Below are 13,158 nucleotides of genomic sequence, written 5' to 3' on the forward strand. Positions count from 1 at the left end.
ACCAATGACCATCGCCTGCCTGCTGGCCAACACACTGACGGCCTGCTGCCGCGCCAATGCCTTGCCAGAGCCCGAAGGCCTGACAGCTTGATCTAAGGGAAAATAAAACTGAACAAATGGACCAAAGAGCAAACGCTTTTTGGTCCATTTGCTTTCTGAAGATTGAATTAAGTTTCAAGGGCCGGGTTTGAATGTCCGGTAAATTGGTGATAAGTAAGCTATTCCAGCCGGTTACGAGAGATTGGTGAAAGCCGTGTGGTGTTGGGCTGGAACCTGTAGTCTTGTTTGTTGAGTATGTATGATCGAAGTGCCCAGACCAATTCTGGTCGAATTCACGTTACGCCGAGTGATTGCAGGCGTTGGTTTCCCGCCTTTGTTGGCCAGTGCGTTCCAGCCTTTTCCGGCCATCTACCTGACCTATCCCCAGCGGCTTGTTTTCTGGATCGGTGTACTGGGATTGGCACTGTGCGTGACCTGGATCGTCAGACGCGTGAGCCGGAAATTTTTCGCGGAAGCCCATTTCAGCTGGCGTGACATTGCGCTGGTTTTCTTCATTCTGGTTCTGTTCGTGCCATCTATGTGGCTTATGTCATATCTGCTGTTTTCTGCCGGGGGGCAACAGGCGCCGGATGTTCTGGCGGTGGCCCCTTATGGTGCCCTGTTTGCAACCGGGCTGGTCCTGGTGCGCGGGTATAGTCACGTTGATGAGCCGGTGCAGGATCAGATCGAGCCACCCTCGCCACGCCTGACCAAGCGTTTGCCAGAGTCGTTTTCCGGTCAGATCTATCGACTGACAGTCCGCGACCATGCTGTTGATGTGGTGACTTCAGCGGGGACATTCACCATCCGATCCCGCCTGACTGATGCGATCGCCGAGATGGAACCGGTACCTGGCCACTGTACGCATCGTTCCCATTGGGTGGCAGACGATGCCATTGTCGGAGTTGAAAAGCTGGACGGAAAAACCTTCTTGCGTCTGAAGAACACCGATTTGGTTCCGATCAGCCGAAAATACAAACCGGGGCTAGAGCTAGACGGCCTTATCTAAGCCACTCTATCTGGGCATTGGAATGACCCGAGGATGCGATCCGGTGAGTATGGCTATGGCCTGACCATCCATCAAAGCGTCCAATGTATGATCCGAACTGCGTAACCCGCCAGTATATGTGCCGTAGGCCGGTAGGATCAGCCGCGTCTTGTCCACCAAAAAGGCGGGCCGGGTGATGGTTCGACCCCGCGCGTTCAGACGTGCTTTGGGGTGGTAGTGGCCTGACACCTCGGCTTGCGCTGGTGCCTGCGCGATATGGCGAAAAGTCAGCGGGGCAATCTTACACTCGGACAGATGCGTACCGCCCAGATCAATCAGACCGGGGTCGTGATTACCCTCGATCCAGATCCAGCGCCGACCAGCCTGCAGGGCCGTGATATCACGCTGTTCTTCCGCTTGCATTGCGGCCGAAGCTTTCAGATCGTCGAAGCTGTCGCCCAGGCAGATCACGGTGGCAGGATTGGTTCTGGCAATATCCACAGCCAGCCGGGTCAGGGTTTCTTGACTGTCATAAGGCGGCAGACTCGGGCCGCCCCGCCGAGCGATGCGCTCAGACTTGCCCAGATGCAGGTCGGATACGCACAGCAATTGCTGATCCGGCCACCACAAGGCCCCTGATCCCAATGCCTTCAGGGTCTGTCTCGCAAATGAAAACGCCACTTCGTTCATGATGCGTTCTTTGCGTGTTTCACCTCCGGACGCAAGCCGTATCAATCAGGTGTTAACCCCGCCGCCTTCAACAGACGTGCGCTTTCTTCTGCCAATAGCCGTTCTTCGGCCGCGCCCTTGACCGGAACCTTGCCGACCTCAAGGAACAAAGGGGCGGCAAGAGGCGATACGCGATCCAACCGCAGCAGATCAATACGGTCTCCGATCCGGGCGATCATCGCTTCGATCCGCCCGAAATCCACCAGCCCGCGCATGGCCTCTTCGCGGGTGATCTGCATCAACAAATGATCCGGGTCGTATTTCAACAAGGTGTCATAAAGGATATCCGACGAGAACGTCGCCTGACGACCGCTTTTGCGCTGACCGCCCATGTTCCGTTCGATCAGCCCAGCAATCGTGGCCGAGGTGCGAAAGGTCCGTTTCATCACGGCATTTCCGGCCAACCAAGTCTCAAGCCCGTCACGCAGGGCATCCAGTTGAAACAGGGGCCGCGGGTCGGTCACTGCATCCAGCCCCCAGATTAGTGTGGCATAATCGGTTGCGACAAAACCCAGCGGGGCGAGCCCGGTTTCCTCCATACGTTTGGTCAGCAATAGGCCCAGCGTCTGCTGTGCGTTGCGGCCAGCGAAACCGTAGACGCACAGATTCTCGCGCCCGTCATTCGGAAAGCTTTCGATCAGCAGCCGGTCGCGTTGAGGCAGGCGAGACATGTCGCGCTGCAGAGACAGCCAGTCGGCAGTGTGTTTAGGCAGTTGCGGCCAATCCGGCTGGGCAAACATCCGCAGAATCCGGTCGCTTAACTGCGTCGAGGTGGCGAATTTTGTGCCCGCAAAAACAGCAACTTTCGGTTTTCTGTCCGCACGGCGGCTGACCTCAACCACCATCTCGCGCAGGCCCTCATAGCGGACAATCTGCCCCCCGATCAGAAAGGTATCTCCGGGCGTTAGCGAGGCGGCAAAGGCCTCTTCCACTTCACCCAGCGGTTTGCCTCCGCGGTTGCGTTTCAAACGTACCTTCAGCGTGTCGGTGTCCTGAATGGTACCCAAGTTCATGCGGATACGCTGCGCTGCGCGCGGGTCGCGCAGCTGCATTTGTCCGTCTGCGCGCTGTTGCAAGCGCTGCCAGCGATCATAGGCGCGTAGGGCGTAACCTCCGGTCGCGCAGAATTCCAGACAGGCGTCGAATTCATCGCGTGACAGGTGCGCGTATGGCCCCGCTGCGGTCATTTCCGTAAAAAGCGCGCTGGCGTCGAACGGGCCTGCCGAAGCCGCTATCAAGATATGCTGGCATAGCACATCGCGGGGGCCAGAGCTGCGCGGTTCACCGTCCAGATCATGCGCTCTGGCGGCCTCAAGTGCCGCGACGCATTCCACCACCTCAAAGCGGTTGGCAGGTACCAGCAGGGCCTTGGAGGGCGCGTTGTAGCGGTGGTTTGCCCGCCCGATCCGTTGCACCAGTCGTTTGACATTTTTAGGCGCACCAATTTGGATCACAAGGTCCACGTCACCCCAATCGATGCCAAGGTCCAGGCTGCCGGTACATACTATGGCGCGCAGGTCGCCCCGCACCATGGCGGCCTCGACCCGCTCGCGTTGCTGCCGGTCCAGACTGCCGTGGTGAATGCCGATGGGCAGGCCGTCATCGTTGGCAAGCCACAGATTGTGAAAGAAAATTTCGGCCTGTGCGCGGGTGTTGTGGAAAATCAGCGTTGTCTTGTGTTGCTTGATCTGCTCGAGTACCGCCGGGATCGAATAAGCTGCACCACCGCCGGACCAGGGGGGCATTTCCTGCGTTTCCAGCATGCGGATATCCGGATCAGGTCCGGGGTCGGCCTGCACAATCTGACAAGGGTCCGGGTGCCGGGCCAGAAAGCGCGCGATGGCCTGTGGATCCTCGACCGTAGCTGAAAGACCGACCCGGCGCAGGTCAGGGCACAGGGTTTGCAACCGTGCCAAGGCCAGCATCAGCTGATCTCCTCGCTTGCTTTCGGCCAATGCGTGGATTTCGTCGACAATCACTCGTTGCACCCCCGCAAACATCCGAGGCGCGTCCTCGTATGAGGTCAGCAGGGCCAAGCTTTCAGGGGTGGTCAGCAAAATATGGGGTGGGTCTACACGCTGCCGCTTTTTCTGCGTGGCCGAGGTGTCGCCGGTGCGGTCTTCGATCCGAATGGGTAGGCCAATCTCATCCGCAGGGCCGCGCAGGTTGCGGCGGATATCAGCGGCCAGTGCCTTGAGCGGAGACACATAAATTGTGTGCAACCCCTCATGCGTGCCATCTGCAAGTTCCGCCAATGTCGGCAAAAACCCGGCCATTGTCTTACCGCCCCCGGTCGGCGCGATCAACAACGTGGCCGGGTCCAAGGCCCGGTTGAACATATCTTGTTGATGGGGGTGAATGGACCAGCCCTTGGCGGCAAACCAAGATGTGATCCGGGCGGGAATCTGCGTCATACGCGCAGATTACCCGGCCCTTTACCGAAATGGCACGGCGTTATTTGACGATGGTCTCGTCCTTGACGAACATGTTGGACCATGCGCGGTCGATCAGGTCAGGGCTCATCTGATAAGGGATGCCCTCAAACTCGCAGATCGAGATCATCTGGTCGATCAGGAAGATCGGCTGATAATTCGCATAGATATTGTTGATGGTCGGGTATTTAACCTTCAACAGATGGACCAGAGCAGCCTCGTCAAGCGGCATGCCGCGTTTGCGCGCCACCATGGCAAAGATTTTCAGGAAGTTCTCCTGGTTCGGGCCGTCAATCTTGATCTTGAAGAAGATCCGGCGCAGGGCCGCTTGGTCGAAGATTTCATTCGGGTGGAAGTTGGTCGAGAAGATGACCAGCGTGTCGAAGGGGACTTCGAACTTTTCACCCGACTGCAGGCCAAGGATGTCCTTGTTCTCTTCCAGCGGAACAATCCAACGGTTAATCAGGGCCTGCGGTGGTTCCTGCTGACGGCCAAGGTCGTCCACGATGAAGATACCGCCGGTCGATTTCAACTGCAAAGGGGCCTGATAGGTTCGCGCTGTGGGGTTATAAACCAGATCCAGCATACCCAGCGTCAATTCACCACCTGTAACCACGGTTGGACGTTCGCACTGAACATAGCGTGTGTCGAACCGTTTGCGGCGGCGCAGGCTGTTGGGATCGTCTGGCTCCTGTTCAATCGCAGTATGAACGATCGGGTCATAAACCGTAATCACCTGACCGGCATATTCGATGGCGAAAGGCACATAGACATTATCGCCCAGTGCATCGCGAATCCCGTTTGAAATCGAGGATTTACCGTTGCCCGGAGGGCCATACATCAGGACCGAGCGACCGGCGCTGACCGCCGGGCCCAATTGATCCAGCAAGCTGTCGGGCAGAACCAAGTGGCCCATTGCGCCAATCAGCTGGTCGCGGGTCACCTGAATGTTGCGGATCGACTGGCGTTTCACCTGTTCGCGGTAGACGTCCAGCGGTACGGGCATGGCGCCGAAATATTCTGACTGGCTCAACGCGTCCAGTGCGCGGGCCTTGCCGGCATCAGTCAGCTGATAACCCATCTCATTGCCGCTGTTGGCATTCAGGGTGCCGGTGGCCTCGATCAGCTTTTGCTCGCGGGCCATGTCGATCAGTTCCTGCGTGACGGAGCCCGGCAGACAAATCGCCACCGCGATCTCGGACACGGTGTCTACATTCTTGCGAAAGATCGTTTTCAACATGATATCGCGCATCATGACGATGGGCAGTCTCATTTCGCCCAAACCCTTTGGGGCAGGGGGGGCCATTACCGAAGTTGTCTGCATATTCATGAGCGTCGCCCGTCTATCCAGTATTCACGCCAATGGCCCCAAAAAGGGCCGCTTAGGGGAAATCTGGCCCGGCTTTGTGGCAGTACCAAGGCGGCGACAAGGCGCGTTAATGATAGTTTACGAGCCGTAAACAGTGCCTAAGATCAGGTAAATAGCCAGGCTGCCACCAAGAGGCAGGCCCATTGGAAAGTGCTTCTTCCTGTTCCAGCTTTCCCAATTTGGCGCAACGTTGCGCAACGCGGTATGCATGGCCAGTCGATGCGTGACAAAGGCAGCAAGCGTGGTGGCTGCCAGAATAAACATCACCAGAACCCAATCCCCAGACCAGACAAAAGGTGAGGCGGCGGCCATGAACTTGGCATCCCCGGCACCCAAAACGCCAGCGGCATTAAACAGAATACCCAAGATCAGCACGGTCACAATATGCAGCAAGTGCCAGACATAAGGGGGAAGTGTCACCGAGAACGACCAGATCGTTAGTGAGGTCCACTGGGTGGACCACGGGGGCAGCACAAACAACCCGACAATGGCGAAAATGACGGCCAGCGCAACAACGGCGTGGTTCTTGATCAGCATGTCCCGCAAGTCTGTGAACGCCACGTAAAAGCAGATCGGCAGAACAAACGGAAGAAACCACAGCGCAGCAAACGCGGGAATACTCATCAATCAGGCATCCTCAAGCGCGCGCAGCGAGCGGACAGCCTCGTCAAAATGCTGTGGATGGGTGGCGATGGCTTCGCGGAACAGGTTTTTGGCTGTCGCCACATCCCCTTGCTTGACCGCAGAGATACCCATCGTGTTCAGCAGCCTGGCGCGTTCCACCTGTGTCATGGGAACAACCGGCAGGCTGTAATTTCCTTGCGCAGCTCGGGCCAGAACCAGATTGTTCTTGGCGGTGAACAGGGATTTGTCCTGACGGATCGCCTCGGTAAACAGGCGTTCGGCTTCGGCAAACTGGCCGCGTGTCAGCTTGGAATAACCCCAATTGTTCATGACACCACCGGGGCGCGTGGTCAGGCCGACCGCGGTTTCATAAAAGTGGTCTGCGCGTTTCCAATCCTGTTTGGAGTCGGCGACCACCGCTTCAAGCCGATACCGTTTGAAGGTTTCATAAGTGGGTGGAATGGTATCCAGAACCGATTTGGCCTGCCCCCAATTGCCGGCACGGACAAGCGCGTCAGCATATTCGAGCTTGTCGACGTTTCCGGCGCCTTTCATCGTCGTCACCTTTTTCCAGGCGGCGACGGCTTCGGTCGACCGTTTCGCACGAGACAAGGAAATCGCCAGTCCCCGCTGCAGGTCAATCCGACCCGGATTTTTGGCGGCGGCGCCTTGAAAGTAGGTGACCGCCTCATTTGGATCGGCGGCGGTCAGCAAGACCTCGTTCAGGTTGGTCTCGTCAATGACGTTGACCTCCTGATAGGTGCGCTCGACCTTTTCTTCCTCGGTTTCTTTTTCGCAGGCAGAAAGGATCAGCCCGCACATCACAATTGGCGCAATCAAGAATTGTTGGCGCATTTTTTGCGTCCCTTACTGCTCTTGCCTGTTTTACGGGAGCTTGCGCAGCTTGAATTGCCCGTCGCCTTGCTGCTCCAACGTATATTCTTGTTCTTCTGCCGTAGTATTAACAGGATTTTCCATTTTTGCGAGCGCTAAGCGCAGATTGTCCCGGATTGCGTCACTTTCGCCATTGTCCAGCGCAAAGGCCCGCTTGAAAACCTGCGCGGCCTCGGGATATTCGCCCTTTTCGACCAGCACCACGCCTAGATTGTTCCAAGCAACTGGCCAGTCAGGATTGTCCTTGACGGCCCGTCGCAGTAGGGTTTCGGCCTGTCCTAGACGTCTGAGTCCCAGATTGGCCGTGCCCATCGCCGTCAGGATTTGTGTTGTCATCCCCTGATCCAATGCGGCGCGGGCAAAAGAATCCAGCGCCAGCTCGTATTCCCCGGCGGCCATCAACCGGTTTCCCACCGTAATTTCGTCCGCCCTTTGACCTTTAGGGTCATTTCCGGGGACGTCCAGATCATCTGACGACCCTGTCTCAGTGCAAGAGGCCACCATGGCGATCACCATGGCGGCCTTTAGCATGTGGCGTATACCGTCGTGGATGCGCCTGAAGCCTACTAAATTTGGGTTATTAATTACCCGCCGCAAAATCAGCGATTCCTTTTGCCGAAGGTCCGACCAGAATAACCAGCAAAGGCGGCACCGTCAGGATCATTGTGGCAAGAGTCATCTTGGTTGGCAACTTGTTCGCGGCTTCTTCGGCGCGCATGACCCGTTTGTCGCGCATTTCGCCAGCGTAGACCCGAAGCGCTTCGGCGATCGAGGTGCCGAACGTCGCGGACTGGATCATGACGGTCACGAATGAGCTGACATCTTGCACGCCGCAGCGAGTTCCGAAGTCACGCAAAACCGTGTCCTTGTCCTTACCAGCCTTCAATTCATAAGCGACAATTTCGAACTCTTGCGCGATATCGGGGTAGGAGGCCTTCATCTCACGCGCAACCCGTACAATGGCTTGATCCAGAGATTGTCCGGCCTCGACGCAGACCAGCATAAGGTCCAGCGTATCGGGAAAACCGGCGACAATTGCTTCATTACGTTCGGCAACACGCCGGGTGATCCAGTAGCGCGGCAGAAAATATCCTGCACCTGCCGGAATCAGAACCCTAAGAGCCATCTGTTGACCGGTGAATTCCTGGCCACCCGACAGTACGGTAACCAACATGACGCCGACCAGAATGCCGATAATACCCAGCGCAAATTGTGCAAAGTGGAAGAACCGCACAGCATCCTTTGAATGATATCCGGCTTGCCGCAGCTTTAGCTGCATTGCCGACAGTTCGGCTTCGTTTTGCGGCTCAAGGAATGTTGCGAACTTTTCAAGCTGCTCGTTGCGGCTGGTGTTGCGAAGCTTGTCCTTTTTGGATTTCTTATCGTGTTTTGGTGCGGCAGTGGATTTTTGCAGCTTTTTCAGAGGGTCCTCTGGTTGATTCAGCATCAGAGTGACAGCGATTAAGATCATCGCCAGACCCAAAACGCCGATCACGATAAGTGGACCGAATTCGCCAAGGTACTGTTTGATCAGGTCGTTGATTGGGGCCAGAACTTCCATTGCGATTCCCTCAGACCTTGATGTTGGTAAGAACGCGCATCACGATCAGGTTCACCGTCAGCATGATGCCCACGAAGAAACAGGCCGGGATGAACAGGGGATGATCAACCACGTCGTCATAGTAATTGGGATCTGTCACCATGATGAACAGCAGGCAGAAAAGGGGAAACCCTGACAGAAACTTGCCGGACCATTTTGCCTCGGCGGTGATCGCCTTTACACGCCGGAAAAGGCGGAAACGGGCGCGGATCACCTTGGCCAGACCAGCCAGAATTTCAGCAAGGTTACCGCCTGACTGTTGTTGGATACCCACGGCCACCGCCAGAAAGCGAAGGTCCTGCATGTCCAGACGTTCAGCCAGATCACTCAGCGCCTCACCCACGTCCCGGCCATAGGCGCATTCGTCGGCAATGACACCGAACTCGGTTCCCAGTGGGTCCTGTACTTCGTTTGCGACAATCTGAATGGACGACACAAATGGGTTGCCCACGCGCAGGGATCGGACCATCAATTCAACCGCGTCAGGCAGTTGCTCTTCCATCATGCCCATGCGTTTACCGGCCTTCCGGCTCACCCAGGTGTAGACACCGCCAACACCGATAAAGACCGACAATGCCACCCGCAGAACCATTTCCGTTGCGGTGCCGACGCTCAGGCCGACGAAAGCAAAGCCTGACAAAAGGATCATGACCATGATCAGTTGTTTCGGGGTGAAGGCAATAGCTGCCTTCTGCGCTTTGTCAGCCAACAGCGAATAGAGCGGGATGCTCTGCGTTTTCATATGCTGCTGCATTTCCTTGCGCAGCTGTTCCAGCACTTGTTCCCGCCCGACACCTTTGTCGAGCATATCCAGACGCCGATTTACACGGCTGTTCAGGCTGATGGATTTGCCGAAAGCCACCAGGTAGATGCCTTCGACTAGGGCGAACACCGCGACGAAGATCACGACATAGATGAGCGCCTCAACAGGCAGTTGCATTGCCAGATCTCCTACATATTCGTTGGTTCATAGACCGAAGCGGGCAGGTCAAAGCCCCACAGGCGGAAGCGCTCAGAATAGTGACTGCGCACGCCGGTCGCTGTGAAGTGACCGATGATTTTATTGTCAGGTGTTAGTCCAACACGTTGAAATTTAAAGATTTCCTGCATCGAGATCACATCGCCTTCCATGCCTGTAATCTCGGTGATTGAGGTCATCCGACGCGAACCATCCTGCAAACGGCTGGCCTGCACGATCAGGTTCACAGCTGACGAAATCTGGCTTCTTACCGCTTTGATTGGCATTTCGATACCGGCCATCGCGATCATGTTTTCCAGGCGCGAAATCCCGTCGCGCGCCGAGTTGGCGTGGATCGTGGTCATCGAACCGTCGTGGCCGGTGTTCATGGCCTGCAACATGTCGATCACCTCGGCGCCACGCGTCTCACCCACGATAATGCGGTCAGGACGCATACGCAGGGCGTTTTTCAAACAGTCGCGCGGGCTGACCTCACCTTTGCCTTCGACGTTTGGCGGACGGCTTTCCATCCGACCCACATGGGTCTGTTGCAGCTGAAGTTCCGCCGTATCCTCGATTGTCAGGATGCGTTCTGCGTCATCGATGAAACTGGACAAGGCGTTCAGCGTGGTGGTTTTACCCGAACCCGTACCACCTGAAACGATGATGTTCAGACGGGTTGACACGGCGGCCTGAAGATAAGCGGCCATTTCTTCGGTAAAGGCACCGAAATTCACCAGGTCATCGATGCCCAGCTTGTCTTTTTTGAACTTACGAATTGAGACCAGCGATCCATCCACCGCAATCGGCGGCACCATCGCATTGAAACGTGAACCATCAGCCAAGCGAGCGTCAACGTAAGGGTTGGATTCATCGACACGACGTCCCACAGCGGACACGATCTTGTCGATGATCCGCATCAGGTGCTTTTCGTCTTTAAAGGTGATGTCGCTGATTTCCAGCCTACCGTCGCGTTCCACAAAGATCTGTTGCGGACCGTTGACCAGAATATCGTTGACAGTATCGTCCTGCAGCAAGGTTTCAAGCGGGCCAAGACCCGTCACTTCGTCATACAGTTCCTTGTTCAACTGCGAGCGGTCCTCGCGGTTCAGAACAATGTTCCGGGTTTCCAAAATTTCGCTGACAATCGAGCTGATTTCCGCGCGCAATTCGGATTCGCCTGCATTTTCGAGCGCCGCTAGGTTCAGGTTTTCCAACAGTTCGCGATGCAGTTCGATCTTGATCTCGCCAAGGCGTTCCTTGCGCTTGCGATCGCGATCTCCGGCCACCGGTTCGGCCGCCTTTTTCTGCACGGGCCGTCGAGCGACGGCATTAGCAGTGGGCTTTTTTTCCGCAACAGGTTCAGGTGTCGCGGCCGGAGTTTGAACCGGCTGCGCTTCGGGCTGTTTCTTGTAACGTGAAAACACGGCGGCTCTCTCCCTTTAGTACTGGTTACGCGGCCTCAGCGTCGCTGCTGCCCAAACTATGAAGCGATTTCGCAAGCTTCGCGATTTCGCGGCGCAGCGGATTCTTGGCGGCTGCATTGGCCAGCGGTTGTCCGTGGTCGCCACTCTGCATGACCGGCTTGCCGCCATCCGGCAATTGCAGGTCAATGGAGATACCCAGGCTTTCACCCATCCGTTTGACCCGGCTTTTGCCGTTCAGATCGGTAAATTTCGGCGCCCGATTCAGAGCAAAGCGCAATTTGTTGAAAGGCAATTCCTCGGCCTGCAGCGCACGTTTCAGGCGCAGCGCGTTCTGAGCCGAGCGCATGTCCAGTTCAATCATGGCGAAATACACATGTGCGGCCTGAAGAACGGTTTCAGACCAGTGAACCAGCGTCGAGGGCATGTCCACGATCACATAATCAAAGTTCCGGCGGGCTGTTTCGATCACGCGCTGAATATCTTCGGGTGTGATCAGATCCAGCGGCACCATGTCCGATGGCGCTGTCAGAACTTGCAGTTTCTCTTCATAGGTTTGCAACGCTTGAGAAAATACGTCGTCATCCATCAGCGATGTGTCCGAAAGCATTTCAAAGACAGTTTCGCGCCGTGGTAAATCCAGATAGGTCGAAACTGTGCCGAATTGCAGATCCAGATCCAACAGACAGACTGATGGCGCGTCTTTGTCCGATACGGTGGCCAATTCCCAGGCCAGATTGACTGCCATAGTGGTGGAACCGACGCCTCCGGCAAGTCCGTGGACCACAAAGAGGGCCCCTTCTTTCGATTCACCTTGCGCCAAAGGTGCAGCGGCCTGCTGTACTGCAACTGGATCGGGCTGGTTCATCCGGGCGATAGCTTCCTGCAATTCGCCTTCGGGCAGAGGGTAGGGGACGAACTCGTCCGCGCCTTTGCGCAACAGTTGGTGCAGAGACGCCGGAGTGACGTCTTCGGCGATCAGGACGATTTTGATCTTCTTTTCTTTTGCTCGCGTGATGATCTCACCCATCAAGGACAGGTTGTCTTCATCTTCGCCGTCAATCGCCAAGGCGACAAACTCCAAAGAATCAGCATCAGGTTGGCTGAAGAATGCCAGGGCTTCGGCAAAACCGAGATCACCCCATCGTTCTCCCAGTGCAACCTCCATATCCTCGATCAGAAGGTCGAAATTCTGGACGTCACGGCTGATGGTGCAGGCCAGAATGGCGTTTTTATCATCTTGTGGCGATGCGCTCGTCATTAACACAATCCTTGTCGCGAGAGCCGACCAACCCAGAGAACCCGAAGATTCTGTCTGGTTCGCTCTTGCCCCGTCGCGGCCAGATTTGGCCGCAGGTCACCTAATTGTTGAAAATTTGGCTTGGAACTTAGGCAAGATTTAGGCGCAAAAGAACCAATTGTAGGGAAATGGGCGACGATGTCGCCCAAATCCGACTTATTGTTCGGTTGTATCGCCAACTCGGGTCTGGCTACGCAGTTGCGCCTCGTACGTCGCGCTTTGTACATATTCGCGATAGACGATGGCGGCATACTTGCCGTCCAGAACCAGCGGGTTGCGATCCACAAAGCCCGAAACCTCGGTCACGGTGCGGCGGTTGCGCCGATCGCGATTCGGAGTATCGATCAGTGGGCGTGACTTGCCGAAGGAAACAACGGCCTCAAGACGTGAGCGCGAGATGCCTTGCTGCGTCAGGAAGGCAACCGCCGCATTGGCGCGTCGCTGGCCCAGTGCCTTGTTGTAACCAGTCGAACCGACGGCGTCGGTATGGCCATAGACCCGGAACCGCGCTTCGGGGAACTGTTTGATCCACGCAGCCTGCCGCAACAGAACCCGCTGAGCCGTTTCGTCCAGCTTTGCGCTGTCAAAGGCAAAGTTGATCTGCGTCGGAACCTCGGCCGCGAACCGCTGACCCAGGATTTGGGCATAGGTCAGTTCGCCGTTCATGACCTGGGTGTTGTTCAGGGTCGCATTCCCGAAAGCACCTTGATCAACTTCATACCCGGCTTCACGCGTACAAGCGGCGACAGCAACCGAAAGACCCAGTGTGATTATCCACTTCTGCATTGGTCCTATCCTCCT

General features: G+C 56.3%; 12 protein-coding genes. 1 reads left to right on the forward strand and 11 read right to left on the reverse strand.

Translation table 11 applies throughout. From position 1 onward, the window contains the following. The first annotated feature begins 298 nt into the window (after positions 1–298). Positions 299–1,048: a LytTR family DNA-binding domain-containing protein gene (locus ACR0M2_RS19220; RefSeq protein ID WP_480706669.1), complete on the forward strand. Its 750-nt coding sequence runs from the start codon at positions 299–301 to the stop codon at positions 1,046–1,048. 6 nt (positions 1,049–1,054) lie between these two features. Here the strand turns inward: ACR0M2_RS19220 and pdeM are convergent, their stop codons facing one another. The 11 genes from pdeM to ACR0M2_RS19275 all read right to left on the reverse strand — a co-directional run bounded on the left by pdeM (position 1,055) and on the right by ACR0M2_RS19275 (position 13,143). Further along, complete coding sequence (gene pdeM, locus ACR0M2_RS19225; RefSeq protein WP_480706671.1) at positions 1,055–1,717, reverse strand: ligase-associated DNA damage response endonuclease PdeM; 663 nt, start codon at positions 1,715–1,717, stop codon at positions 1,055–1,057. A gap of 41 nt (positions 1,718–1,758) precedes the next feature. Continuing rightward, a complete protein-coding gene (locus ACR0M2_RS19230) occupies positions 1,759–4,170 on the reverse strand; it encodes a ligase-associated DNA damage response DEXH box helicase (protein WP_480706673.1) in 2,412 nt (803 codons plus the stop codon). A 40-nt stretch (positions 4,171–4,210) separates the two neighbouring features. Continuing rightward, entirely contained in the window at positions 4,211–5,518 is a 1,308-nt protein-coding gene (locus tag ACR0M2_RS19235; RefSeq protein ID WP_170351466.1) for a P-loop NTPase family protein, read from the reverse strand. A 117-nt stretch (positions 5,519–5,635) separates the two neighbouring features. Further along, positions 5,636–6,181: a prepilin peptidase gene (locus ACR0M2_RS19240; protein WP_170379086.1), complete on the reverse strand. Its 546-nt coding sequence runs from the start codon at positions 6,179–6,181 to the stop codon at positions 5,636–5,638. A 3-nt stretch (positions 6,182–6,184) separates the two neighbouring features. After that, a complete protein-coding gene (locus tag ACR0M2_RS19245; RefSeq protein WP_170553807.1) occupies positions 6,185–7,036 on the reverse strand; it encodes a tetratricopeptide repeat protein in 852 nt (283 codons plus the stop codon). Positions 7,037–7,066: 30 nt separating this feature from the next. Next, on the reverse strand, positions 7,067–7,606 hold the full coding sequence (locus ACR0M2_RS19250) for a tetratricopeptide repeat protein (RefSeq protein WP_480706675.1): 540 nt from the start codon (positions 7,604–7,606) through the stop codon (positions 7,067–7,069). A 49-nt stretch (positions 7,607–7,655) separates the two neighbouring features. After that, positions 7,656–8,636, reverse strand: a complete 981-nt coding sequence (locus ACR0M2_RS19255; protein WP_170351461.1) for a type II secretion system F family protein — start codon at positions 8,634–8,636, stop codon at positions 7,656–7,658. A 10-nt stretch (positions 8,637–8,646) separates the two neighbouring features. Continuing rightward, entirely contained in the window at positions 8,647–9,615 is a 969-nt protein-coding gene (locus ACR0M2_RS19260; protein WP_170362505.1) for a type II secretion system F family protein, read from the reverse strand. An 11-nt stretch (positions 9,616–9,626) separates the two neighbouring features. Continuing rightward, positions 9,627–11,060, reverse strand: coding sequence for a TadA family conjugal transfer-associated ATPase (locus tag ACR0M2_RS19265; RefSeq protein ID WP_170351457.1), 1,434 nt, complete (start codon positions 11,058–11,060; stop codon positions 9,627–9,629). Positions 11,061–11,085: 25 nt separating this feature from the next. After that, positions 11,086–12,318, reverse strand: coding sequence for a CpaE/TadZ family protein (locus ACR0M2_RS19270; RefSeq protein WP_170351455.1), 1,233 nt, complete (start codon positions 12,316–12,318; stop codon positions 11,086–11,088). Between the two features lie 195 nt (positions 12,319–12,513). After that, positions 12,514–13,143: an OmpA family protein gene (locus ACR0M2_RS19275; protein WP_170351453.1), complete on the reverse strand. Its 630-nt coding sequence runs from the start codon at positions 13,141–13,143 to the stop codon at positions 12,514–12,516. Between the last annotated feature and the right edge of the window lie 15 nt (positions 13,144–13,158).

The organism is Ruegeria sp. BE10 (genome assembly GCF_056538905.1).